This is a genomic window from Mycobacterium sp. 1245805.9 (genome assembly GCF_001672915.1).
In the GTDB taxonomy this organism is placed as follows: domain Bacteria; phylum Actinomycetota; class Actinomycetes; order Mycobacteriales; family Mycobacteriaceae; genus Mycobacterium.
Genome location: NZ_LZKR01000062.1, coordinates 23,914 through 48,671, shown reverse-complemented (window position 1 = coordinate 48,671; position 24,758 = coordinate 23,914). Strand labels below are relative to the sequence as shown.

Genomic DNA, 24,758 nt, shown 5'->3' with positions numbered 1-24,758 from the left:
TCCTCCTAAACCAGACCCGGGTTGCGCTGGTCGCCGGGGAACCCGTCGGCGACGACGGCGGCCAGCTCGGTGAGCGCTTCGCGGGTGCCGCGCCGCAACCGGTCCAGGTCGATCTCGGCGCCCTCTTCGAGGTGCGGGTCGAACGGGATCAGCCGCACCGCGCGGCAGCGGCGCGAGAAGTGGTCGACGACCTTGTTCATGTCGACCTTGCCGGTGCGCGGGCGCACCGCGTTGATGACCGCGACCGAATTGCGGACCAGCTCCTCGTGCCCGTGGGCGTCCAGCCAGTCCAGCGTCGCCGAGGCGCTGCGCGCGCCGTTGATGGACCCCGACGCGACGACCAGCAACACGTCGGCCTTCTCCAGCACCGACGACATCACCGAGTGCAGCAGCCCGGGGCCGCAGTCGGTGAGCACCAGGCCGTAGAACCGCTCCAGGATCTCCAGCACGCGGCTGTAGTCCTCGGCGCCGAACGCGTCGGAGATCCCCGGGTCGGTTTCCGACGCCAGTACCTCCAGGCCGCTCGGGCCCTTCGAGGTGTACCGGCGGACGTCGCTGTAGCGCTCGATGGCACCGGCGTCGTGCAGCAGCTGGCGCACGGTCGCCGCCGTCTCCAGCGGGATCTTCTGGCTCAGCGTGCCGCGGTCGGGGTTGGCGTCGACGGCGACGACGCGGTCCCCGCGGATCGTCGCGAACGTCGCCCCCAGCGTCGCGGTGATCGTGGTCTTGCCGACGCCGCCCTTCAGCGACAGCAGCGCTACCCGGTAGCAACCCCGCAGGGGCCGGTTGACCTGCGCCACCAGGTTGTTGTGACGCTGGGCCCGCGGGCTCTCGCCCAGGTTGATCAGGTGACCGGACAGGTCGTAGATCACCCGGCGCCAGCCCTCGGAGGGCGGCGGTTTGACCGGGCGCAACAGCATGCCGGTGGACAGCTCCGGATACGGCGTGTGCGGCAGGTGCTCGGGCCGGTACGGGGGCGCCTGCGCCTCGGCCGGGGGCGCCTCCGCGGGCCCGTTGTAATAGGCCCCGAACGCGGTGGGGTCGACACGGGGGATGCCGGTCACCGGCGTGGGATCCCAGGGCGGCATCCCGCCGGGCGCGGCGGGGGGCACGGGGGCCACGGCCTGCCGCCGCTCGGGCCCGGGGACGCGCCGCTCGGTGCGGAATCCGGCGAAGGCGCGGGTGGGCGCCTCGTCGCCCGGCCCGGCCTGCGGGGGCGGCGCTTCGGGGGGCGTCTGCGTGGTCGGCGGCTCGGGCGCACCCACGCCGGTGGTTGGATGGTCGGACACGTGCACTCCCCCTGTTGTGTGTTACTCGGGTCGGTTGCTGACTGTCATCCCACGCCCGCATACGAATGCAGGCCCACGGTCACCAGGTTAACGAAGAACAAATTGAAGATCATGGCGACGAAACCCGCGACGTTGATCCAGGCCGCCTTCCTGTCTCGCCATCCCGCCGTCGACCGTGCGTGCAGATAGGCCGCGTATACCACCCACGCGACGAACGAAACCGTCTCCTTGGGGTCCCAGCCCCAATACCTGCCCCAGGCCTCTTCGGCCCAGATGGCGCCGAAGATGACCCCGAAGCCGAACACCGGGAACGCGAAGATCGTGGTGCGGTAGGCGACGCGGTCCAGGGTCTGGGCGTCGGGGAGCCGCCGAACCATGCGGGCCAGCGCTCCGTCGGCCTCCGGATCACTGAGGCGCGACGTGCGCAACAGGAACAGGATGCTGGCGATGCCCGCGACCATGAACACCCCGGAGCCCAGGCTGACGACCGACACGTGGATGGGCAACCAGTAGGACTGCAGCGCGGGCATCACCGGCGCTGCGTTGGTGTAGAGCCAGCGCCCGGAAACGGTCAGCAGGATCAGGATCGGCAGCAGCAGGAAGACCCACAGCGGGCGGTACTGCGGGCGGCGCAACACGATCGCGCCGGCGACCAGGCCGCAAAAGCAGGTCAGGTTGATGAACTCGTACATGTTGCCCCACGGCACCCGCACGGTGGCCAGGCCGCGCAACACGATGCAGGCCAGCAGCAGCCCGATGCCGAGGTAGACCACGGCCAGGCCGGCCCGCCCGACGCGCTCGTCGAACGGCCGCGCCTCGGCGTCCTCCACGATGCCGGGGACCGAGCTGTCGGCCGCGACCGAGCCGGCCAAGACCGCCGCGCGCTGATCGGCGCGCCGGGCCCCGACGTAGGCCAGCTCCACCGCCAACAGCAGCAGCGCGACGACCAGGGCCACGATCGCCGAGGTGAACGCCCAGTCCGAGTAGCGCGCCAGCGTGACGTTGACGTGCAGCGTGTTCATTTGACGTCCACCTGAGAACTCCTTACGGACCCGGCGCTGTCGGGCTCGCCCAGCCCGTGCAGCAACCGCTCGGTCAAGCGCTCGAACTCGTCCCCCCACCCGGAGTTGTCGGTGCGCGCCAGCCCGCCCATTTCGACGTTCACCGTACCGGCCGCCGGGCTGAGCCTGACCCACACCCTGCGGCGGCGCACCAGCAGCGACACCACCAGCCCGCCCATCATCGTGACCGCGAAGACGAGTACCCAGGCCTGCCCGGGGTCGTGGGAGACCTGCAGGTTGACGAACGGCACGGCCCCGTCGAAGCGGACGACGGTGCCGGCGGCCGGGCCTTGGTCGAGGCGGACCTCCTGGCCGGCGCGCAGGTTGACCCGCTTCTCCTTGGTCAGCCGACCCTGCTCGATCAGCCGGGGATCCAGCGTGAACAACGACTGCGGCCGCCCGGTGTCCAGGCCGGTGTCGCCGCGGTAGATGTCGACGGCCACGGCCGGGGCGTTCAGCGCCGGGAAGCGCGACGACAGCAGGGTGCCCTCGAGCTGCTCGGTCGGCGCCAGCAGACCCTGGATGGCGATCTCGTGCTGGCGGCGCTCGGCCGCGTTGGGATAGCTGCCGGCCGGCGGGTCGATGCGCGCCACCCCCGAGGACAGCAGGGTCTGCGGGTTGTCGGGCCGCCATTGCACGGTCGACGTGCGCGTCTGCCCGTCCGGGAACCTCACGGTGAAGGTGGGCGCGTAGCCGTGGCCCTGCAGGTACACCCGGTCGCCGCCGACGCGCAGCGGGTGGTTGACCTCCAGCAGGTAGTGCCGCCAGCTGTTGGACGCCAGGTCGCGGCCGTTCTGGTAGTCGATGTCGGCGGCGAACGAGGTGGCCTGCCCCGACGGCAGGTAGTGCGCGGCAAAGTCGTTGACCCGGATGCAGATTGGGTGCAGTGACGTGCCGTCGACGGTGTTGCCGGCGCGGAACGAGTCGAACGCCGCCGGCGAGGCCGAGCAGAAGCCGGGGCCGCCGTCGGCGATGACGATGACGTTGCCCTCGTAGCCGAACAGCTTGCCCACGGCCACCGCGACCAGCAGGCCCAGCAGCGAGAAGTGGAAGACGATGTTGCCGAACTCGCGCAGGTAGCCCTTCTCCGCGGACACCTCGACGACCTCGCCCTCGTGCCGGATGGCCGTGCGCCAGCCGCGCAGTCGCCCGGCGATCGTGTTCGCCAGGGTGTTGAGATCGGCCGCGTCGCCGGCGATTTCGGCTCCGGCGTGCTTGGGCAGCCGGGCCAGGTTGCGCGGGGCGGCCACCGGGGTGGCGCGCAGGCTGCGGGCGTGCTCGATCAGCCGTGGGGTCAGACAGCCGACCAGCGACACGAACAGCAGCACGTAGATGGCGGTGAACCAGAAGCTGGAGAACACGTCGAAGGCCTGCAGCCGGTTCAGCCAGGGCCCGATCACGCGGTGGGTGGCCAGGTACTCGTCGACCTTGCCGGCGTTGAGGCTGCGCTGCGGCAGCAGCGCGCCGGGTATCGCGCCCAGCGCGAGCAGGAACAGCAGCACCAGCGCGGTGCCCATCGAGGTCAGCGCGCGCCAGGTGTTGCGCGTCGTGGCGCGAAGGGTCGCGAACAGACGCAGAATCGCACTGGCGCGGATCTTTTCGTGCGATTCTGCGTCTGCTCGCGCATTCAGGGGGGCACTCAAATCGGCAGCCTCACGTCGGAGACGAACGCATCGCGCAGCCAGGAGACGAAGTCGTTCCACACCCCGGTGACCAGCAGGGCGCCGACGGCGATCAGCAGCGCGCCGCCGAAGATCTGGATGGCCCGGGTGTGCCCTCGCAGCCAGCCCAGCGCCCCCACCGCCCCGGCCGAGCCGAACGCCAGCAGCACGAACGGGATGCCCAGCCCCAGGCAATAGGCGATCACCAGCGCGACGCCGCCCGCGACGTTCGCGCCGTCGGTGGCCGACGCGACGGTGATCACCCCGGTCAGGGTGGGCCCCAGGCAGGGCGTCCAGCCGAGGGCGAACACTGCGCCGAGCAGGGGCGCCCCCGCGACCGTGGTCAGCTGCCGCGGGCTGAACCGGGCCTGGCGCTGCAGCGCCGGGATGAGGCCCACGAACACCAGGCCCATCACGATCGTCAGCACGCCGCCGATGCGCTGCAGCAGCAGCTGGTTGGTGATCAAGGCGGTGGTCATGCCGAGGACGGCGACGGTCCCGAGGACGAACACCGTGGTGAACCCGGCGACGAACAACGCCGCGGATCCGGCCACCCGCCACCGCGCGGCCGGCGGCGCCTTGATCGCGCCGGGCGGCGGCTGCTCGTCCACCCCGACGACCGCGGCCAGGTAGGACAGGTAGCCCGGGACCAGCGGGACCACGCACGGCGAGGCGAACGACACCAGCCCGGCCAGCAGGCACACGCCGAGCGCCAGCAGCAGCGGCCCGGCGGCGGCGATATGGGCGAAGCCGGTCACTGCTGGGCCACCCGCTGCACCACGGGCTGCAGGTCTCCGGCCAGCAGCTCGCGCAGGAACACGGCCGCGACCCGGTGCTCGCGGTCCAGCACCAGCGTGGACGGGATCACGGTGGTGGGGTACTTGCCGCCGAACGCGATCAGGGTGCGCATCGCCGGATCGTAGATGGACGGGTAGCTGACGTGGTGGTCGTCGACGAAGTCCAGCGCCGCCTGCCGGTTGTTGTCCCGGACGTCGATGCCGAGGAAAGACACCCCGGCGCCATGGGTGGCGTCATACACCTGCTGCAGCTGGGCGACCTCGGCGCGGCACGGACCGCACCACTGTCCCCAGATGTTGACGACGACGACGCGGCCGGCGAACGTCGGGTCGTCCAGCGAGAGCGTGTGCGCCGGATCGGCCAGGTCCGGCCCGGACAGCGGGCCCGGCCGGCCGCGGCTGGCGGGCGGGTCGTAGGAGATGTCGGTCTTCCCGCCGGGCGAGACGAATTCGAAGGTGCCGCCCTGGGCCACGGCGTCGCGACCGGAGCAGCCGGCCAACACAATGGCCACCGCTGCCCCGGCCATCGCCAGCCGCCGGAAGCTGATGGCGCCGCTCCTCCTCATCGCTTCGTCCTGCATCGTCGCCGGCGCGCCGTCATGTCGCCGCGGGTTCGCAGTACTCGATGTCAACCAGGCGATCGCCGTCGTAGACCAGGGTCGTCACCGAGGCGAGCCCGCATTCCCGTCGCCGCGGGTCGTGCCACAGCCGCCTGCCGCTCAGGTGCAGCCGCAGCGTCCACACCGGCAGCTGGTGGCTGACGCACACCGCCTCGTGCCCGGCGGCGCGGGCGCGCGCCTTGTCCACCGCGGTCGTCATCCGCGCCGCGATCTCGGCGTAGGGCTCACCCCACGAGGGGGTGAACGGGTTGCGCAGCTGCCACCAGAACCGCGGGTCGCGCCAGGCGCCGTCGCCCGGGCCGACGCGGCGGCCCTCGAAGAAGTTGAGCGATTCGATCAGGTCGGGGTCGGTGTCCACGGCCAGGCCGTGCTTGGCGGCGATGGGCGCGGCGGTCTCCTGGGCCCGCTGCAGCGGGGAGGCGATGACGGCGACGATGTCACGGTCGGCCAGCGCCTCGGCGACCGCGTCGGCCTGCGCCCTCCCCCTGTCGGACAGATGGAATCCGGGCAGCCGGCCGTAGAGCACGCCGCTCGGGTTGTACACCTCGCCGTGGCGGACCACGTGGACTTTGGTCTGTTCGGCCATCAGGGCCTGTCCTCCTGTGCGGCCGCGCTGGCCGCCCGGGCCTGCCCGGCCGAGATCCGGTCGAATGCGTCGTCGTCCAGGGCCGTCGAGACGAACCACGCCTCGAACGCGCTGCACGGCGGGTAGACGCCCGCGTCCAGCAGAGCGTGGAAGAACGATGGGTATCGCCAGGTCTCGCTCGCCCGCGCGGAGGCGAAGTCGGTCACCGGCGACTCGGAGAAGAACACGCTGAGCATGTTGCCGGCCCGCGGAACCTGGTGCGGCACACCGGCTTTCGTCAGGGCCTCGGACAGCAGTCCGGCCAGCCGGTCGGCGTTGGCGTCCAGCGCGGCGTAGGCCGCGTCGTCGGCGGCGCGCAGCGTGGCCAGCCCGGCTGCCACCGCCACCGGGTTCCCCGACAAAGTGCCGGCCTGATACACCGGACCCAGCGGCGCCAGCCGCTCCATCACCTCGGCCTGCCCGCCGAACGCGGCGGCGGGCAGCCCACCGCTCATCACCTTGCCGAAGGTGAACAGGTCGGCGGCGACGGGATCGATTCCGTACCAACCGCTTCGGCTGACCCGAAACCCGGTCATCACCTCGTCGACGATCAGCAGCGCGCCGTGCTCGGCGGTGATCGCGCGCAGCGCCGCGTTGTAGCCAGGCGCCGGCGGGACGACGCCCATGTTGCCCGGGCTGGCCTCGGTGATCACGGCGGCGATCTGGTCGCCGAACTGGGCGAAACTCTGCCGCACCGCATCGATGTCGTTGTACGGCAACACGATTGTGTCGGCCGCGGCCGCGCCGGTCACCCCGGGCGAGGACGGCAGGCCCAGCGTCGCGACGCCGGAACCCGCGTCGGCGAGCAGCGCGTCGACGTGCCCGTGGTAGCAGCCGGAGAACTTGACGATCTTGGCCCGGCCGGTGAACCCGCGGGCCAGCCGGACGGCGCTCATCGTGGCCTCGGTGCCGGAGTTCACCAGCCGGATCCGCTCGACCGGCGCCACCCGCCCGATGATCTCGGCGGCCAGCTGGCTCTCGGCCGGCGTCGGCGCCCCGAACGACAGGCCCGAGGCGGCGGCTCGGGTGACGGCGTCGACGACGGCCGGGTGGGCGTGGCCCAGGATCATCGGGCCCCAGGAGCACACCAGGTCGACGTAGCGGTTGCCGTCGGCGTCGGTGAGCCAGTACCCCTTCGCCTCGGTGATGAAGCGCGGGGTGCCGCCCACTGCGGTGAACGCGCGCACCGGGGAGTTCACCCCGCCGGGGATGACGGCGCAGGCGTCCTCGAACAGCCGCGCCGACGCCGCCGTCGTGGCAGCATGGGCGGTCGCCTGGTCACTGGTACCCATGCCGACCAGTGTCCCAGCCTCGGCCGATCGTTCAACTACAGGGTGTAGCAGAGCGCGGGCCGTCAGGCGTCTTGCTGGTCGGCTTCCTGCGCGGCACGCAGCTCGCGGCGGGCGGCCTCGCGTTCCTTTGCCGCCGCGCGCCGGTGGGCGGCGACGTCGCCGAGGCCCTCCGCGACCGCGAGTTCCTCGACCTCGGCGGCGCGTTCGTGGGCGGCGCCGGCCGCGTAGTGGCGATACACCGCGCGTTCCCGGGCCGCCTGGTCCCGCCGGTGGGCGCGATCGGCGCGCTCGGCGGCGCGCCGCACATCGTCCTGGGTGACGGCCTTGCGGGCGGCGAGTTCGGACTCCCGTCGCAGCAGCTCCTGGGCGCGCTGGGCGGCCTCGTCACCAGGCGAGTCGGCCATGAAATGACACTACGCTTGCGCGGGTGACACGGCACACGGCCGCCGAAGTCGCCAGGGCCCGGGTCGCCGGCGTGCGCGACGATCCGGATGCCCGGCTCGCGCTGATGCGGGGGCTCTACGAAGTCCCGGCGCGCGTCGACCGCGGACACCTGCCGTATCGCCAGGCGGCCTCGGCCTTCATGGGATGGCAGCTGCGGCGCGGGCTGCTCAACCCGGCCGGGGGGCCGTCCCCCGGCAGCCCGTGGTGGCGCGCGATCAACGAGCGCCTGCTCCGCGACGGGTGGGAGGCGCGCGCCCTGGCCTTCGGCCACCCCGGCGCCCCGAGCTCTGCCGCGGTCGCCGCGTCGCTCGAGTTCATCCGGCGGCCGTCGGCCCAGCGCTGGTACCGGGCGCACAACGTCAGTGTCGTGACCGCGTACCTGGAGAACCTGCACCTTGCCGCGCGCGAGTCCCGCGTCGAGCGATTCTTCATCAACCTGGTGCTGATGCGGGTCCTCTACGCCCACGCGCTGGTCGCCTCGCCGCGCCTCGCGCTCGGCTGGCTGGCCGTCGCCGGTCGGCCGCTCGGCGACCCGCGGCTGGGCATGACTGGGATCTTCCTGTCGCTTTCCCGGGTGCTGCCCGATCGCTACCCGCTCGGCGATGACCTCGCGCCCTACCTGCGGGCCGAGCACGGAGTAGGGCATCTGCTCGACGTCGGGGTCATCCAACCGCGAGTCGAACTGCTCTACGACTGGTCCGCAACCGAGCTGGCCATCCCCGGTCTGCGACGGCTGCTGGACGGCCAAACCCCTTGCTACGCATGGCCCGCGCACGATCAGCAGCCCTGGCGGCCGCCCCCGTCCCGCCCCGCCCGGCTCAAGGCATGCGGCGTGTCGCGGGCAGCAGCGCGCGCGCCAGCCGGGCGGGGCGGGCGGGGTGGATGGACGGCATGGAACTCCCACAGCGGCTCGCGCGGTTCAATCGGCACGTCACCAACCCCGTCCAGCGGCTGTGGGCCGGCTGGGCCCCGACGTTTTGCATCGTCGAACACGTCGGCCGGCGCTCCGGAAAGCCTTACCGCACGCCGGTTACCGTGTTCACCGCCGAGGTCGACGGCAAGCCCGGTGTGGCGATCCTGCTGACCTACGGCCCCGACCGCGACTGGCTGAAAAACATCACCGCAGCCAACGGGGCTCGAATCCGGCGCTACGGCAAGGCTTTCGGCGTCACCGACCCGCGGGTGGTCAGCAAGGAGGAGGCCGCGCCGCATGTCGCCCGCGGGTGGCGGCCGATTTTCGCCAGGCTGCCGTTCGAGCAGGCGGTGTTGCTCACAAAGACCGACTGACCCGGCCGCGCGCCCTGGCCACGAAATACAGCGCGATCACCACCGCCCAGGACAGCAGGCTGAGCCACAGCTGGCTGCGCGCCGAGCGGTCGAACGCCATTTGCACCAGCACGGCGGTGATTCCGGCGAGGGTGAGGATCGACAGCACCGGGAAGAACCACATCTTGATCCGCAGCTTTTCCTCGGGCGTCCGGCGCCGCAGCACGATCTGTGACAGCGCGATCAACCAGTAGACGAACAGAATGACGGCGCCCGACGAGTTGAGCAGGAAGAGGAACACCGTGCCGGGCGCGAGCCAGGCCATCAGGACGCAGCCAAAGCCGATGGCCGACGAGCACAGGATCGCGATGTGGGGCACGCCGCGCCGGCTGAGCCGGACCAGCCGGGCCGGCGCCTCGCGCCGGTCGGCGAGCACGAACAGCATGCGCGACGCCGTGTACAGCCCCGAGTTCAGGCATGACAGCACCGCGGTGAGCACCACTGCGTTCATCACCTGATCCGCCCCGCGCAGCCCCATGTGTTTGAGCGCGGCGACGTACGGCGAGGCGCCCACCTCGACCGAATTCCACGGCACGATCACCACGAGCAGGAAGACCGAACCGACGAAGAAGATCCCGATGCGCGCCACCACCGACCTCGTCGCCCGCTGGACCGCCAGCCCGGGGTCGCGGCTTTCGGCGGCGGCGACGGTGACGATCTCGGCGCCGACCATGGAGAAGATCACCACCACGATGGCCGCGAAGACCGCCGCGACGCCCTTCGGGAAGAACCCGCCGTGCGCCGTGAGGTTGGAGAAATCGGCGTGACGGCCGGGCAGCAGGCCCAGCACGTAGACCGAGCCGACGGCGAGAAAGATCACGATCGTGGCGACTTTGATTCCGGCGAACCAGAATTCGAATTCGCCGAACGACGACACCGAGAACAGGTTCGTCGCGGTCATCAGCACCATCAGGCACAGCGAGAGCAGCCACAGCGGCGCGTGGAACCAGTAGCCCAGCACCTTGCCGCCGGCGACCGCCTCGAACCCGACCACGATCACCCAGAAGTACCAGTACAGCCAGGCCACCGAGAATCCCGCCCAGCCGCCCAATGCCCGTGCCGCGTAGTCGGCGAACGACCCCGTCGACGGGTTGCCGGCGGCCATCTCGCCCAACATCCGCATCACCAGCACGATCAGCAGGCCGCACAGCGCGTACGTCAGGAACGCGGCGGGCCCGGTGTCCTTGATCACCACACCCGACCCGACGAACAACCCGGCGCCGATCACGCCGCCCAGCGCGATCATGCTTAGCTGCCGCTGCGATAGCCCTTGGCGCAGTTGGGTGGTGCCGGCCACGGTTAACCACATCACATCGGCGGACAGGGCGCGACCGGTTGCGGCGACCGCTTACGGCGCCGAGACTGCGCACAGATCGCGAATTTTGCGAAAATCCCGCGCTCACCGCAGTCTCGATGCCGAGGTGGGGCGCGGCGGCGCCCGGTCAGCTCACAGGTACAGGTCCCGCTCGCGGATCTTGGCCGTGGCGATCACGCTGATGACCGCCGTGGCCACCAGGTACCCGCACGCCAGCCACGGCTTCTTCCCGGCGGCGGCGATGAGCGCGGTCAGGATCATCGGGGTGACGCCGGAGGCGTACACGCCCGAGACCTGGTAGACGAACGACAAACCGGTGTAGCGGGTGGCGGTGGGATACAGCGACGAGTACAGCGTGCCCTGCGCGCCGTAGAACAGCGCGTGCACGACACCGAACACGACCACCATCGCGAGGCCGAACAGGAGCAGGTTCTTGGTGCCGAACAACGCGAAGGCGGGGAACGCCAACAGGCCGTAGCAAGCCACGCCAACCAGATACACCCGCCGCGGCCCGAACCGGTCGGCCAGGATTCCCGACACCGGCAGCAGCGCCGCCATCAGCAGGGCGGCGACGGTCACGACGACCAGAACCGACACCTTGTTGAACCCCAACGCGCCGGTGGCGTAGCTGATCGCGAAGACGCCCCAGGTGTTGAAGGCCGAACCCTCGGCCCACCGTGACAGCAGGCCCAGCAGGGTGTTGCGCCGGGAACGGGGTTCGCGGACGATCTCGCGGACGGGCACGGTGGACGTGGCCTCGAGGTCGGCCAGCTCGCGAAACGCCGGCGTCTCCTCGACTCGCAACCGCACCACGATGCCGATCGCCACCAGCACCAGGCTCAGCAGGAACCCGATCCGCCAGCCGTAGGCCAGGAACCGGCTCGGGCCCAACGCGATCTGCAGGAACGCGAAAATGCCGGTGCCCAAGGCCAATCCGAGCGCCAATCCGACCTGCGGGATCGCGCCGAAACGGCCGCGGCGGTCGGCGGGGCTGTGCTCGACGGCGAGCAGCACCGCGCCGGCCCACTCGCCGCCGAGCGCGAAGCCCTGCAGGATGCGCAGCGTCAGCAGCAGCACCGGCGCCCAGGCCCCGATCTGGGCGGCGGTCGGCAGGACCCCGATCAGCGCCGTGGCGACGCCCATGATCAGCATCGTCAGCGCCAGGCTGCGCTTGCGACCGATCCGGTCCCCGATGTGCCCGAACACCAGGCCACCGATCGGCCGCATGACGAAACCGACCGCGAACGTCGCGAACGCCAAAAGCGTTCCCACCAACGAGGTTTCGTTGGGAAAGAACACCTTGCTGAACACCAGGCCCGCCGCGGTGGCGTACAGGAAGAAGTCGTACCACTCCACGGTGGTGCCCAGCAGGCTGGCGGCGACCACGATGCGCAGCCGCCGGCGGCGTTCGACGTCGGATTCCTCGGGACCGTGCGACGTGGTGACGCCCGCGTCGGGCAGCGTGGTTGCCATGGCCTACTGCGCGGACGCGATCGCGAACGGCGTCGACGGCGCCGGTTGTGATTGACGATTGGGGTGCTGCCACAAGCCCTTTCGCTCGAGCAGCGGCAGGACACCCTCGCCGAACCAGTACGCCTCCTCCAGGTGGGGATAGCCCGACAGGATGAAGTGTTTGATGCCGAGCCGCGAGTACTCGGCCAGCCGCTCGGCGACCTCGGCGTGCGACCCGACCAGCGCGGTGCCCGCGCCGCCGCGCACCAGGCCCACCCCGGCCCACAGGTTGGGGCCGACCACGAGCCGGTCGCTGTCGCCGCCGTGCAGGTCCAGCATGCGCCGCTGCCCCTCGGACTCGCTGCGCGCCAGGCTGGCCTGCACCCGCTCGACGTCGGCCGGGTCGACGGCGGCGAGCAGCCGGTCCGCCTCGGCCCATGCCTGCTCGGAGGTGTCGCGGCTGATCACGTGAATCCGCAAGCCGTACTGCAGGATCCGCCCCGCATCGGCCGCCCGTCCCCTGATCCAGTCGAGCTTCTTGGCGACCGCCGCCCGCGGCTCACCCCAGGTGAGGTAGACGTCGGAGTACTTGGCCGCGACCGGCCCGGCGGCGGCCGACGACCCGCCGAAGAACACCGCGGGGATGGGATCGGGCGGGTTGTTCAGCTGGGCGCCGTCGATGCGGATGTGGTCCCCGGCGAAGGTGACCGGCTCCCGCGAGGTCCACAGTTGGCGCACCACGTGCAGGAATTCGGCGGTGCGGGCGTAGCGCGATTCCTTGTCCAGGTAATCCCCGTAGGCGCGCTGCTCGTGCGGTTCGCCGCCGGTGACGACGTTGAGCAGCAGCCGCCCGCCCGAGTGCCGCTGGAACGTCCCGGCCATCTGCGCGGCCAGGGTGGGGCTGAGCAGCCCGGGCCGGAACGCGACCAGGAACTTCAGCGTCTCGGTGCCCTCGATCAGCATCGCCGTCGTCAACCACGCGTCCTCACACCACAATCCGGTCGGCGTGAGCACCGCCTCGAAGCCGTTGTCCTCGGCGGCCCCGCAGATCTGGTGCAGGTACCGCAACGTCGCGGACCGGTCACCATGCATCGCGGTGCCGTGCCCGCCGGCGACCAGGTTTCGCGAATCCCCGTACGTCGGCAGGAACCAATGAAACGCCAGGCTCATCCACCCTCCCTCGTGTCCAGCCCCCGATCGTGCGTGAGATCGGCGCGACGCGCGAGGGTTGAAACCTCCGAGATTGGATCCCCGGCCGACGCTATTGCGGGTTGCCGGTACGGGGGTCGAGGGCCAGCGTCGGTTGGGTGGGGCCGGTGAAATCCAGCATCGCGGTGAGCGCGGCGGCGCGCTCGTCGAACGAGTGGTCCCCGATGCGTCCGGTGCTCCAGTTGTCCTCGATGAACCGCAGGATCGACGTCTGGTCGGTCAGCGTGTGGTCGACGAAATTTGTTCTGGTGTAAGGGGATATCACCAGCAGCGGCAGCCGCGGTCCGTACCCGCAGCGGCCCTGGTACGCGGCGGGCCCGGCGGCGGGATCGCCGCATCGGCCCGGACCGTTCAGCGCGTCCTCGGGCGTGGCCGAGGAGGACACGATCGGCGAGGGTTTGTGATCGTACCAGCCGTCGGAGTCGTCGTAGGCGACGACGATCGCCGTGTCGCGCCATTGCGGGAGCCGCTGCAGGTGGTTGATCGTCTCGACGAGGAACCGCTGCTCGTCGAGCGGATCGGAGTAGCCGGCGTGCCCATTTTGGTAGGCGGGCGGTTTGAGGAAGCTCACCGCCGGCAGGTGACCGCCGTCGGCGGCGGCCCAGAAATCGGACAGGTCGTATTGATGGTTGGCCTGGTCGCCGCGCCCGATCTGGTCGGTCGCGCTCGGCGGCAGGTGGTGCGGGTTGGCGGTGGACGGGTAGTACTGGAACGGCTCGTGGTGCGGGACGTAGTCGGGCTTGGTGCCGAACGGCAGCGGCCCGGTTTTGCCGGTCCCGCCGAGGCTTTCGCCGATGTTGTGGGTGGCGCCGCACTCGGCGGTGCCGTCGGGCCTGCGGTTGGTGGGCCGGAAGCCGCCCTGGAACCAGCCCCAGGTGACGCCCTTGGCGTTCAGCAGGTCACCGATGTTCTTGTTGCCGGCGCCGAACTGCACCTGGTCGCGTGACGAGCAGTCGTCCCCGAGGGGCTGGGAGTCGTCGATCAGGGTGCCCTGCCCGTTGCCGGTGTCGTCGATCACCGTGTGCGGCGGGAATGGTTGGCCGCCCGGCATGAATTTCTTTGTCACCCCATGCGTTTGGCCCGAGACCAGGTTGATGTGACCGGGCGACGACGGGCCGAAGGTGGTGTTGTAGGAGTTGTCGCTCATCGCGTAGTGCTGCGCGTAGTTCCACAGCGCGGTCACCGTGTTGCCGTCGTAGTAGCCCATCACCAGGCCGGGGGTGTTGAAGGACGGCGCCGGGCACGGGTCGCCCTCGGTGTGCTCGACGAACCGATCCATCGCGCCGCCGTTGAAGGCCAGTTGTTCGGCCTGGTATGCGTGGTCCTGATCACAGGTCACGATCTGACCCGGGCCGCCGAGGCGCATCGGCTGCACCGAATTGGGATTGTGCGTCAACAGCTCTGGGGTCAGGCCGTCCACCGTGGGGGTGCCCGGCCGGGCGGTGAACGGCTGGCCGTCGGCGCCCGCCGCGCGGGGATACGTTCCGAAGTAGTGGTCGAACGAGACGTTCTCTTCGAAGATCACCACCAGGTGGTGGATCGGCGTGGCGGTCGCGGGCTCCGCACTCGGGCTGGTGGGTCGGTGCGCGCACGCGGCGACGAGGACGAGTGCCGCCGCCGCCGTGGCGAAACGCCTACGGTCCATCAAAGGTCTCCTCTTCGTGACCAACAGGTCACGCCAGATCACGCAATGCTTCCAATACGGCGTGGCTCGGCCGGTAATGCCGGCTCGGCGCGGCATCATTGCGATCATGCCTGACCTGACACGCCGGGCGGTGCTCCGGATGGGTGCCGGCGCAAGCCTCGGGGCCGCCGGCGTGTTCGCCTTGAGCGCCCTGCTGGATCCGGTCAAGCCGCAAGCGGCTCCCGCGCCGTACGAGCCCCCGACCGCCGGCGCCGCGTTGCCGAACAAGATCACCGGGTCGTTCGTGTCGGCGGCGCGCGGGGGCGTCAAGACCAACTACGTGATCGCCGTGCCGCCGGGCCAGACCGGGATGCTGCGCCCGGTGATCGCGCTGCACGGCGTCGACGGCGACGCCAACCAGATGCTGGACATGGGTGTCCCGGAGGGCCTGGCCCGGCTGGTCAAGGAGGGCAAGCCCGCGTTCGCCGTCGTGGGCGTCGACGGGGGCAACACCTATTGGCACAAAAGGGCTTCCGGCGTCGACTCGGGCGCGATGGTGCTCGAGGAGCTGCTGCCCATGCTGTCCTCGATGGGCATGGACACCTCGCGGGTGGGCTTCATGGGGTGGTCGATGGGCGGCTACGGGGCGCTGCACCTGGGCGCCAAGCTAGGGCCGGCACGGACGGCCGGCATCTGCGCGGTCAGCCCGGCGCTGTACACCTCGTTCACCGGCAGCGCGCCGGGAGCGTTCGACAGCTATGACGACTGGGTGCAGAACAGCGTCCTGGGTGTGCCCGCGCTGAACTCGATTCCCCTGCGCGTCGACTGCGGCACCTTCGACCGCTTTTACTTCGCCACAAGACAATTCGTCGGCCAACTGAAAACCCCGCCGGCGGGTAGCTTCTCCCTGGGCGGACACGACATCGGTTACTGGCGCACGCAGCTGCCCGGTGAACTGACCTGGATGGCGACCTAGGCCACGCACATGACAGTCCGGCAGGAAGTGCTCGCCAGCGGCCCACGTCGAGTGGAGCGGCGAACTTCCCGGAAGGGATTCCGGCCCGACATCGAGGGATTGCGCGCCGTCGCGGTCATCGCCGTCGTGCTCTACCACGCGGGCATCCCGGGTGTCACGGGCGGCTACATCGGTGTGGACGTCTTCTTCGTCATCTCCGGCTTCCTCATCACCGGCCTGCTGTGGCGCGAGGTCACTACCACCGACACCGTCCGGCTGGGCCGCTTCTACGGCGCGCGCGCCCGGCGCCTGCTGCCGGCCGCGGCCACCGTCGGCGTCGTCACCGCCGCGGCGGCGGCCGCGGTGCTGCCGCCCCTGCAGGCGCGCAGCGTCTTCCTCGACGGCATCGCCAGCGCCCTCTACGTCGGCAACTACCGGTTCGCCCGGCAGGGCACCGACTACCTGGCCTCCGACACCCCGTCGCCGTTCCAGCACTACTGGTCGCTGGGCGTCGAGGAGCAGTTCTACCTGGTGTGGCCGGTGCTGATCATCGGCACCGCGTGGCTGGTCCGCCGCGTGAAAAGCGGTGCCGGCAAGGGGGCGACGCCCTATGCGGTGGTGCTGGCGGTGGTGGGCGCCGCCTCGCTGGCGGCGGGCGTGGTGTGGACCCGCACGTCGCCCGCCTTCGCGTTCTTCTCGTTGCCGACGCGCGCCTGGGAGCTGGCGGCCGGCGGCCTGGTGGCCCTGTCGATCCCGGTGTGGCGCAGCCTGCCCCTGCTGCCGGCGTCGATCGCGGGGTGGGGCGGCCTGGGGCTGATCCTGCTCACCTGCACCCAGCTGGGTCCCGGCACCCCCTACCCTGGCACCGCGGCGCTGCTGCCCGTGTTGGGCACCGCGCTGGTGATCGGCGCGGGCTGCGTGACCGGCGGCCTCGGCGCCGGCCGCCTGCTGTGCAAGCCGGCGATGCGCGCGATCGGCCGGGTCTCCTACTCCTGGTACCTGTGGCACTGGCCGGTGCTGCTGCTGATGCCGCAGCTGCTCGGCGAGCCCGCCGGGCTGCCCGCCAGGCTGACCGCGACCGCCGTCTCCGCCGGCCTGGCCGTGATCACGCTGCATCTGGTCGAGGACCCCGGCCGGTTCGCCGCCGCCCTGCGCCGATCGGCGAAGGCCAGCCTCGCGGTGGCCGGTGCCGCCAGCGCTGCGGTGGCGTGCGCGTGCGTGCTGTTGCTGACGCTGACACCGGTGCCGGCGGGTCACGGGGTGGCGGCGCCGAAGGCCAACATCGTCGCGGTGCCCCCACCGGGCGTCCCCGCCGTCAGCGCGACCGAAGCGGCGCTGCGCGAGGCGTTCGCGCAGGTGCGCCAGGCCGTCGCGGCGTCCGCGGCGCTGCGGCCCGTCCCGTCCAACCTCGACCCGCCGCTCGCCAAGGCCCCGGCCGACAAGGCGGCCGTCTTCGTCAACGGGTGCGTGCGATCGTGGCGCGACGTGGGCCAAAGCGAGTGCGCGACGGGCGATGTCGCGTCGCCGACGACGGTGGCCCTGGTCGGTGACTCGCACGCCGCCATGTGGGAGCCGGCGTTGCAGCGGGTCGCCGAGCAGCGGCACTGGCGGCTGGAGGCGCTGGCCAAGGTGACCTGCCCGCTGCAGGACCTTCGCATCACCAGCCCGTACCTCGGCCGCGAGTACACCGAGTGCGTCCAGTGGCGCGGCCAGATCATGGACCGGCTGAAGGCGGAACGCCCACGGTTGATCGTGCTGGACATGAGCCGGCGCTACGGGGCGGATTTCGGTTTCAGCTCATACGATCCCGCGTGGATCGACACCCTGGGCCGCACGGTCGAACAGTTGCGCAGCACCGGCGCGGCCGTCCTCGTTCTTGGGCCCGCCCCCGATCCGCACGGCCCCGTGCCCGCCTGCCTGTCGGGTCACCTCGACGACGCCGCGGCGTGCGCGCCGGCCCGATCGGCCGCGCTCGACGAAGACGGTATGGGTGCCGAGCGGGCGGCGACCACCGTCGCCGGCGGGCAGTACGCCGACCTGACCGACCTGTTCTGCGCCGCCGACCGCTGCCCGGTAATCGTCGGCAACACCCTGGTTTTCCGGGACGACAACCACATCACGACCGAATACGCGCAACTGCTGGCACCGGTGATCGGTGCGCTGACGGACCGCGCCCTGGCGGACGGCTGACGCGTAATGAACTTCTCCCCGCGGACGAACGTCATATCAGTGAAAGGTGTTTGGAGGTTTTCAAGATGACTCCGCTGCTGCTGATCTGCATTGCGGCCATCGCGCCCGTCGCGGGCGTCGGCCTGATGCAGTTGCAAACGCGCCTGGAGCAATGGGATTACGAGCGCCACGCGGAAGACTAGCCTGAAGGCCTTGCGCGCCTGAGGGTTTGGCTGGTCACCGCGACTTCATCGAGACAGCTGCATGCCGATCAGCGGCGCGATCTTGTCCGCCAGATACTGATGCCCCGCGTCGTTGGGGTGCACACCGTCGGGGCCAATCAGGTCGGGCCGGTCGACGAACCAGCGGTCACCGATCGGATCGACGAACGCCGCCCCGGCGGCCCGCGCCGCGCCGTTGAGCACGTCGCGGATCTCGAGGACGGAATCGGGCACGTCGGCGGTCGGCCACGGCGGCCCGATCACCAGCAGCCGCGCGGACGGTGACAGGCGCCGCGCGAGACCGAAGGTGTCCCGCACCTTTCCGGCCAGCAGCTCGGGGTCCTCGGGGTGAAAGCCCTGGTCGTTGCGGGAGCCGAAGAACACGACGAGCGCATCCTCGGGCTTGACCGCCCTCCCGGTCAGATCCTCGAAGATGCTGCCGTGATCGCCGGGCACCCCATAGCCGGCCCTGCCCTCGGCCGAAACGTCCGGCACGATCCGCACGCCGCGCTGGGCCAGCGTGTGCCAGGCCAGCGCGGTCCACGAATGCGGGCCGAGGCCGCCCTCGTCGGTTCCGGTGGTGTAAGAGTCGCCCACGACGGCGACGTGGTTCAGCCGCGAATCCAGGGTCAGCGTTTGGTAGGCCCGAACCCGTGCCGGGCCCGCGAGTACGACGCCCGCCACCAGGGCGAGGCCGAGCATCAGCGTGGCCAGACGACTCATGGCTACCTCCCCCCGAAAGCTGTATCGTCGTGCGCCGCATCCGAATCAACGGAATCGTACGAGGAAACGGCGCGAAGCGGGCGTCAATCCGCCGAATGGCGGCCGGCCGCTAGCGCCATGGTATCGACGGTTTCGGGCGCGACCGGATCCGTGCGCGGAGGTAAATCTCACACCGCGCGGGCCGAAATCGCTTCCCGCGCATCCTCGATCGGACGAACCTTGGCGCTTGGCAGTTCGCTTGGCTCGGTCTTCGCGCTCGCGGGCCGGACGTCGACCATCCTGCGCATCCAGCGGCGGGCGGGCTCTTCGACAAAGTGATACAGCAGGATTGACATGCCGAGGGCGATCGTGAGCAGGCCGACGACGTTCCATTTCCACGGGTTGTCCGCCGGCTTGAGCTCGAACTCTTCGACCGCCCATCCCCACGCGGTATGCACCAGCTCATGGACCATGTACAGGCAGAACGAGATCTGCCCGCCGTACACCATGACCCGGGTGGACAGGACTCTCGGCAGGCCACCCACGCCGATCGCCAGCGCGATCACCAGCGGAACGAACAGCACGTCGACGACCCCGCCGCTGTCGTTCTCCACCACGCCGGGGATCGGGTGTGCGCTGAACCAGTACAGGACGCCGACCATGGCCGCCAGCAGGAGCAGCGATACCCATCCCGCGGCGCGGCGACCGCGACTGGTCAGCCGCAACCTGCGCACGGCGGCACAGGCCAGGGCGCCCGCGACGAACTGGGTCACGATGCGCGGCAGCCAGCTCCACGGCGTGTAGAAGTGCCCACTGGCCAGCAGCATCACCACCGGAGGCAACGACGCCGCGAACGCCAGCAGCATCAGGCTGCGCGCCCTCGTCGCCTGCTTCATCCGCAGAATCACCAGCACCAGCACGCCGAAGAGCAAGTAGGCCAGCCATTCCGCGCTGATCGACCACGCCGGCCCGTCCCAGCTGGAGTCGTCGAAGAACGGCTGGAACCACAGCTGCACGAGCAGGACCTGGCGCACGTAGCTGATCGCGGTGAGCTGGGCGGCGTCGGGCGACGGCACATGGCCGACGTGCAGGGTGAAGATCACCCACAGGGCGGCCAGGTGCATCGTGACCAGGTACACCGGCCACACCCGGGCCAGGCGCAGCCACAGGAAGTGCAGGGTGGCGCGCGTCGACCAGGACCGGCCCATGCGGTCGAGGTAGTTCCAGGTCAGCACGAACCCGCTGAGGATGAAGAAGAGGTCGACGCCCTGGGCCCCGCAGTTGAGCACGGGCGCGAGGGCGTCGCGCAGATCGGGCGACGCGTCGCCCAGCATCGGGCGGAAGTGAAACAGCACAACCCACACCGCGGCGATGATGCGGAGTCCCGTCAGGGCCTTGATCTCTCCCCGGATCTCTGCGCCGCGCACGTTGCTCTTTCCGTCTGGACTCTCGCTGTTTCGTATCCGTTGGGTACCGGCTGACCGGGCGATGACAAGCCCCCCGACCGGCAACCGGCAGCCCTCGAAGCGTAACAGCGCGAGCGCGCCGATCGCGTGATGGGCCGTGGCGTGGCACGGGTGTCGGCGGGCGGCCCTCGTCGCCCCGCGCAAGCCGTCGGCGTTGCTTCGGCCCAGGCCAGGACCCCCGAAAGTGGCTTCTTAGCAAAGAGTTAGGACCGGCTTTCGGTCTCCTTATATTTAGCGGGCACCTTTAGGAGGACAGGTCCGAAGGGAATGGGGCGCTCATGACGATCACCAATGTCGCGACTCGGCACGGTTACGGCACGTTCGATTGCGGCGGCGCCCAGATTCGCGCCCACTGCCGGCACCTGGCGACCGTGGTGACCGTCCGCGGCGACGTCGACGCCTCCAACGTCGACCGGGTCAGCGAATACCTTTGGCGGTTCACCCTCGGGAGCAATCCCCTGGTGCTCGACCTGACCGACGTGGGCCACTTTGCTGCGGCCGGCATCGCGCTGGTGCACCGGCTCGACGAGGACTGCCGCGCCGCCGGCGTGGAGTGGACCTTGGTCGCGAGCCCCGCGATCACCGGACTTCTCGGCGACCGGGGCGAGTTCCCGATCGCGCGCTCGGTGCACGAGGCGCTGCGCAACCTCGCCGAGGCCATCGTCAGCCGCCGTCAGCTCGTGCTGCCGCTCATCAAGAAGACGGCCTAGTTCTCCCCGACTGCCCGCTCCCGGAACGTGTTTCGGTAGCTCTGTGGCGACACCCCGGCGACGCGCCGGAACTGTTCGCGAAAGCTGGACGCTGACCGAAAGCCGACCCGGCGGGCGATGAGTTCGATGCTGTCGGGTGTTCGCTCCAACAGTTCCTGCGCGTGGCGGATCCGCACCCCGGTGACCCACTGCATGGGGGTTTGACCCGTCTCGGCCTGGAATCGACGGTTGAGGGTGCGGACGCTGCTGGACGCTTTGGCCGCGACGTCGTCGAGGCTGAGCTCCTCGCACGCGTGTTCCTCGATCCATGCCAGCAGCGGGCCGAGTTCGGTGTTGGCGGGCCGCCGGTTGCGCACGATGAACTGCGCCTGTCCGCCGCTGCGATGCAGCGGCGCCACCGCCAGCCTCGCCGCCTCCGCGGCAACCGCGGACCCGTGGTCGCGGGCGACCATGTGCAGACACAGGTCCAGGCCCGCCGACGCGCCGGCGGACGTCAGCACCCGCCCCTCGTCAACGTAGAGCACGTCGGCATCGAGCGTGACGGCGGGAAACGCGGCCCGAAACTGCTCCGCGGCCAGCCAATGCGTGGTCGCCCGCTTGCCGTCGAGCAGCCCCGCCGCCGCGAGCGTGAAGGCCCCGCTGCAGATGGAGGCGATCCGAATCCCCTTGGCGTATACGGCTTTCAGTGCGGTGATGACGTCGTCCGGGACGGGCGTCGTGACGTCGTAGCGGCCGGGCACGACGACGGTATCCGCCTCGGCAAGTGCGTCGATGCCCAGTTCGGTCGCGATGCGTATCGGGCCCGCCGTCACCACGGCCTCGGCGCCGCACACGCGGACGTCGTATCCGGGCGAGCCGTCCGGTAGGCGGACTCGGCCGAAGACCTCCACGGGGGTGGCCAGATCGAGGGCGACGGTGTCCGGCAGCGCCACAACCACAACACGGTGCACGTTGGCAATATAACGGCGAAACATGGCTTTTTGGCCACTGGCCGGCGACGCCCGCGTCGGCAAACCTGGTACGGGTGTATGCGCAGATCGTGTTGTTCGACGGGTTCGACCCGCTCGACGTCATCGCCCCGTTCGAGGTGCTTGCCGCCGGCGGCGACGCGGTCGGCGGGGACCTCGTCGTGGAGCTCGTTTCGGCCGAGGGCGCGCGTCCGGTGGTCAGCGGCACCCGCCACCTGACGCTCGCGGCGGGCGGCCCGCTGGATCCCGGCAAGCCGGGATACGTCGTGGTTCCGGGCGCGAACGGGCCGCTAGCGGGCGACCCGGACGACGGGGTCGCGACGATCCCGGTGCTGCTGGCCCAGGCGGCCGACACCACACTGACACCGTTGATGCGCGAGGCGTTCGACAATCCCGCGGTCACCGTGGCGACCGTCTGCGGCGGCTCGATCGTGTTGGCGATGAGCGGGCTGATCGAGGGCCGCCACGCGGTCACCCATCACCTCGCCATGGACCTGCTCGAAGCGGCGGGAGTGCACCCGGTGCGGGCACGTGTCGTCGACGACGGCGACCTGATCAGCGCCGGGGGAGTCACCTCCGGTCTGGATCTGGCGCTGTATCTGCTGGAGCGCTCCTATGGACCGCGCATCGCGCGGGCGGTCGAGGAGATGTTCGAGTACGAACGCCGCGGCACGGTGTGGACGCCGGCCGGGCGCGAACCGATGGAGGTGTGAATGAGCGTGCTCGGTGATTGGGACGTCACCATCAAGACGCCGATCGGCTCCCTGGCGGTGTCTTACACGTTCGGCCAGGCCGCCGATGGTGCCGTCGGCACGGCGACTTATAAGGGCGATACCGTTGCGCTGCAGGACATTTCGATCGACGGGGACCGAGTGACCTGGCGGCAGTCGGTGACCAAGCCGATGCGGCTGAATCTGGCGTTCGACGTCGTCGTCGACGGCGACTCACTCGCCGGCCACTCGCGGGCCGGTCGGCTGCCGCGGTCGGCCGTGACGGGCACGCGCAGCAGACGGTCGGCTTGACCCTTGGCGCCGCCGCAGCCGGGCGATGCCCAGCACCGCCAGCACCCCCGCGGTCGTCACCAGCACCAGGGCCAGCAACAGCAGCTGGGGGTTGTACACCAGCGAGGTGGTGAACGGCTGCCCGTCCGCGATGGGCGCGACGCGCACCGTGTGGCGCGCGTGCACCCAGGTCACGCCCGCGCCCGCCAGCGCCGCACAGGCCAGGACCAGCAAGAGCAGCGCCCGGAAGCTGCCGAAGCGGGCGGTCACGACGTCGACCCGTCCTCGAAATCGTCGTCGGCCAGATCGGATCCGGCGGGCTCCACCCGCTCCTGAACCAGCGGGGTCAGCGCCGCCCGAAGGTGACGGTGGCGGCGCGCCCAGGCCTGGGCGGTGCGATCGTTGGTGAGCTTGAGGCCGATCCCTATCCGGCCGCGCGGCACCCCCACCAATTCGCCGAGCGCCCGCGCCGACTGCCACCGCGCCAGTTCCTTGCCGGAGGCCTGGTGATGCTCGGGAGCCGGGTAAACCTTGAGGATTTCGCGCACCAGGATGGTCTCGGTGCCCTGTCGCAGGGCGTCCTCGGTGAGCTCGACGGAGACGTGGATCCGCGCCGCCTTTACCTGCAACCCCACGAACGCCGACACCAGCACCAAAAAGATCGCCGGGACGATCAGCGATATTTTCGCGCCGCTCCAGATTTCGATCAGGATCATCGCGCCGGCCGACGCCGGGCCCAACGCCACCCACCACCAGCTCGCGCCGGGCTCGTAGAACAGCGGCCGTGGCTCGGCGCCGTCCGCCGTGGTCTCCGATGTCAAAGCGCGCCCCGTCTCACGAAAGCCACCCCGCCGCGTCGGCGGCCCAATAGGTGAGCACGATATCGGCCCCGGCGCGCCGGATGCTCGTCAGCGACTCCAGCGCCGCGGCGCGTTCGTCGATCCAGCCGCTGGCCGCCGCCGCGCAGATCATCGCGTACTCCCCCGACACCTGGTAGGCGGCCACCGGCACCGGCGAGATCGAGGCCGCCGCGGACACCACGTCCAGGTAGCCCATCGCGGGCTTGACCATCACGATGTCGGCGCCCTCGTCGAGGTCCAGCCGGATCTCGCGCAGCGCCTCGCGGAAGTTGCCCGACTCCTGCTGGTAGGTGCGCCGGTCCCCGGACAGGCTGGAGCTCACCGCCTCGCGGAAGGGGCCGTAGAACGCCGAGGCGAACTTCGCCGCGTAGGCCAGGATCACCACGTCGGCGTAGCCCGCGGCGTCCAGGCCGTCGCGGATGGCGGCCACCTGGCCGTCCATCATCCCGCTCGGCCCGACCACGTGGGCGCCCGATTCCGCTTGTGCCACGGCCAGTTTGACGTAGCGGGCCAAGGTGGCGTCGTTGTCCACCCGGCCCCGCGCGTCCAGGACCCCGCAGTGGCCGTGATCGGTGAACTCGTCCAGGCAGGTGTCGGCCATCAGCACCGTGGCGTCGCCGAGATCCTTGGCCAGGTCGCGCAGCGCCACGTTGAGGATGCCGTCGGGATCGGTGCCGGCCGAGCCGGTCGCGTCCTTGTCCTGCTCGCGGGGCACGCCGAACAGCATCAGCCCGCCCACCCCCGCGGCGACCGCGTCTTCCGCGGCCGCGCGCAGCGAATCCCGGTTGTGCTGAACCACATTCGGCATCGACGCGATGGGCCGCGGTTCGTCGATGCCGTCGGCGACAAACATCGGCAGCACCAAATGCCTTGGCTCCAGCGACGTTTGCGCTACCAGGCGACGCAACGCGGGGGTCGAGCGGAGCCGGCGCGGACGCTGCCGCGGGTAACTCATGGTCGTCCGTTTCCGCGAGGGTGCGCAGAATGCCAG

At 70.5% G+C, this 24,758-nt stretch carries 23 protein-coding genes and 1 pseudogene; 6 read left to right on the top strand and 18 right to left on the bottom strand.

Translation table 11 applies throughout. The features are described from left to right. Positions 1–5: 5 nt before the first annotated feature. The 8 genes from A9X00_RS09500 to A9X00_RS09465 form a co-directional block, all read right to left on the bottom strand. Positions 6–1,289, bottom strand: a complete 1,284-nt coding sequence (locus tag A9X00_RS09500) for a MinD/ParA family protein (protein WP_067152290.1) — start codon at positions 1,287–1,289, stop codon at positions 6–8. Between the two features lie 44 nt (positions 1,290–1,333). Beyond that, positions 1,334–2,311 carry a c-type cytochrome biogenesis protein CcsB gene (gene ccsB / locus A9X00_RS09495; protein ID WP_067152264.1) on the bottom strand — a complete coding sequence of 326 codons (978 nt, stop codon included), beginning with the start codon at positions 2,309–2,311 and terminating at the stop codon, positions 1,334–1,336. Further along, positions 2,308–3,867: a cytochrome c biogenesis protein ResB gene (locus tag A9X00_RS09490; protein ID WP_082974953.1), complete on the bottom strand. Its 1,560-nt coding sequence runs from the start codon at positions 3,865–3,867 to the stop codon at positions 2,308–2,310. The genes ccsB and A9X00_RS09490 overlap by 4 nt, the downstream gene beginning before the upstream one ends. Before the next feature lie 122 nt (positions 3,868–3,989). Then, positions 3,990–4,769, bottom strand: a complete 780-nt coding sequence (locus A9X00_RS09485; RefSeq protein WP_067152262.1) for a cytochrome c biogenesis CcdA family protein — start codon at positions 4,767–4,769, stop codon at positions 3,990–3,992. Next, positions 4,766–5,335 carry a TlpA disulfide reductase family protein gene (locus tag A9X00_RS09480; protein WP_082974952.1) on the bottom strand — a complete coding sequence of 190 codons (570 nt, stop codon included), beginning with the start codon at positions 5,333–5,335 and terminating at the stop codon, positions 4,766–4,768. The genes A9X00_RS09485 and A9X00_RS09480 overlap by 4 nt, the downstream gene beginning before the upstream one ends. Before the next feature lie 70 nt (positions 5,336–5,405). Further along, entirely contained in the window at positions 5,406–6,014 is a 609-nt protein-coding gene (locus tag A9X00_RS09475; protein WP_067152258.1) for a histidine phosphatase family protein, read from the bottom strand. After that, positions 6,014–7,345, bottom strand: coding sequence for a glutamate-1-semialdehyde 2,1-aminomutase (gene hemL, locus A9X00_RS09470; RefSeq protein ID WP_067152256.1), 1,332 nt, complete (start codon positions 7,343–7,345; stop codon positions 6,014–6,016). The genes A9X00_RS09475 and hemL overlap by 1 nt, the downstream gene beginning before the upstream one ends. 62 nt (positions 7,346–7,407) lie before the next feature. Beyond that, positions 7,408–7,749: a hypothetical protein gene (locus A9X00_RS09465; protein WP_067152254.1), complete on the bottom strand. Its 342-nt coding sequence runs from the start codon at positions 7,747–7,749 to the stop codon at positions 7,408–7,410. A gap of 931 nt (positions 7,750–8,680) precedes the next feature. On the opposite strand from A9X00_RS09465, the gene A9X00_RS09455 reads away from it, so the two are divergent. Continuing rightward, on the top strand, positions 8,681–9,076 hold the full coding sequence (locus A9X00_RS09455; protein WP_067152252.1) for a nitroreductase family deazaflavin-dependent oxidoreductase: 396 nt from the start codon (positions 8,681–8,683) through the stop codon (positions 9,074–9,076). Here A9X00_RS09455 and A9X00_RS09450 read toward each other — a convergent pair. From A9X00_RS09450 to A9X00_RS09435, 4 genes are all read right to left on the bottom strand, one after another. Beyond that, positions 9,060–10,412 carry an amino acid permease gene (locus tag A9X00_RS09450; RefSeq protein ID WP_067152286.1) on the bottom strand — a complete coding sequence of 451 codons (1,353 nt, stop codon included), beginning with the start codon at positions 10,410–10,412 and terminating at the stop codon, positions 9,060–9,062. The genes A9X00_RS09455 and A9X00_RS09450 overlap by 17 nt on opposite strands. Positions 10,413–10,562: 150 nt before the next feature. Next, positions 10,563–11,903 (bottom strand): MFS transporter, encoded by a 1,341-nt coding sequence (locus A9X00_RS09445; RefSeq protein WP_067152250.1) that lies wholly within the window; start codon positions 11,901–11,903, stop codon positions 10,563–10,565. 3 nt (positions 11,904–11,906) lie between these two features. Further along, positions 11,907–13,052, bottom strand: a complete 1,146-nt coding sequence (locus A9X00_RS09440) for an LLM class flavin-dependent oxidoreductase (protein ID WP_067152248.1) — start codon at positions 13,050–13,052, stop codon at positions 11,907–11,909. A gap of 91 nt (positions 13,053–13,143) precedes the next feature. Further along, positions 13,144–14,736: a phospholipase C gene (locus A9X00_RS09435; RefSeq protein ID WP_067152245.1), complete on the bottom strand. Its 1,593-nt coding sequence runs from the start codon at positions 14,734–14,736 to the stop codon at positions 13,144–13,146. 106 nt (positions 14,737–14,842) lie between these two features. Here A9X00_RS09435 and A9X00_RS09430 point away from each other — a divergent pair, with 106 nt between their 5' ends. Beyond that, entirely contained in the window at positions 14,843–15,691 is an 849-nt protein-coding gene (locus A9X00_RS09430; RefSeq protein ID WP_369830734.1) for an alpha/beta hydrolase, read from the top strand. Positions 15,692–15,742: 51 nt separating this feature from the next. Further along, positions 15,743–17,860, top strand: a complete 2,118-nt coding sequence (locus A9X00_RS09425; RefSeq protein WP_232006730.1) for an acyltransferase family protein — start codon at positions 15,743–15,745, stop codon at positions 17,858–17,860. Between the two features lie 227 nt (positions 17,861–18,087). Here A9X00_RS09425 and A9X00_RS09420 read toward each other — a convergent pair whose 3' ends face one another. Together A9X00_RS09420 and A9X00_RS09415 are read right to left on the bottom strand one after the other, a co-directional pair. Continuing rightward, entirely contained in the window at positions 18,088–18,783 is a 696-nt protein-coding gene (locus tag A9X00_RS09420) for a GDSL lipase (protein WP_067152241.1), read from the bottom strand. A 167-nt stretch (positions 18,784–18,950) separates the two neighbouring features. Further along, positions 18,951–20,189, bottom strand: coding sequence for an acyltransferase (locus tag A9X00_RS09415; RefSeq protein WP_067152239.1), 1,239 nt, complete (start codon positions 20,187–20,189; stop codon positions 18,951–18,953). 317 nt (positions 20,190–20,506) lie between these two features. Between A9X00_RS09415 and A9X00_RS09410 the strand changes: the two genes are divergently transcribed. Next, the gene (locus A9X00_RS09410) at positions 20,507–20,938 is read left to right on the top strand and encodes an STAS domain-containing protein (protein WP_067152237.1); all 432 of its coding nucleotides are present in this window, start codon (positions 20,507–20,509) and stop codon (positions 20,936–20,938) included. Here the strand turns inward: A9X00_RS09410 and A9X00_RS09405 are convergent. Further along, on the bottom strand, positions 20,935–21,912 hold the full coding sequence (locus A9X00_RS09405; RefSeq protein WP_156772012.1) for a helix-turn-helix domain-containing protein: 978 nt from the start codon (positions 21,910–21,912) through the stop codon (positions 20,935–20,937). The genes A9X00_RS09410 and A9X00_RS09405 overlap by 4 nt on opposite strands. A gap of 50 nt (positions 21,913–21,962) precedes the next feature. Between A9X00_RS09405 and A9X00_RS09400 the strand changes: the two genes are divergently transcribed. Together A9X00_RS09400 and A9X00_RS09395 are read left to right on the top strand one after the other, a co-directional pair. Beyond that, positions 21,963–22,619: a DJ-1/PfpI family protein gene (locus A9X00_RS09400; RefSeq protein ID WP_067152235.1), complete on the top strand. Its 657-nt coding sequence runs from the start codon at positions 21,963–21,965 to the stop codon at positions 22,617–22,619. After that, the gene (locus tag A9X00_RS09395; protein ID WP_067152233.1) at positions 22,620–22,928 is read left to right on the top strand and encodes a hypothetical protein; all 309 of its coding nucleotides are present in this window, start codon (positions 22,620–22,622) and stop codon (positions 22,926–22,928) included. Here the strand turns inward: A9X00_RS09395 and A9X00_RS09390 are convergent. From A9X00_RS09390 to hemB, 3 genes and pseudogenes are all read right to left on the bottom strand, one after another. After that, positions 22,911–23,177 (bottom strand): annotated as a pseudogene (locus A9X00_RS09390) (hypothetical protein); the annotation flags it as partial. The gene A9X00_RS09395 and the pseudogene A9X00_RS09390 sit on opposite strands and share 18 nt — an antisense overlap. Beyond that, complete coding sequence (locus tag A9X00_RS09385; RefSeq protein WP_067152280.1) at positions 23,174–23,686, bottom strand: DUF3093 family protein; 513 nt, start codon at positions 23,684–23,686, stop codon at positions 23,174–23,176. The gene A9X00_RS09385 and the pseudogene A9X00_RS09390, both read right to left, overlap by 4 nt. 55 nt (positions 23,687–23,741) lie before the next feature. After that, on the bottom strand, positions 23,742–24,722 hold the full coding sequence (gene hemB, locus A9X00_RS09380; protein ID WP_082974950.1) for a porphobilinogen synthase: 981 nt from the start codon (positions 24,720–24,722) through the stop codon (positions 23,742–23,744). Between the last annotated feature and the right edge of the window lie 36 nt (positions 24,723–24,758).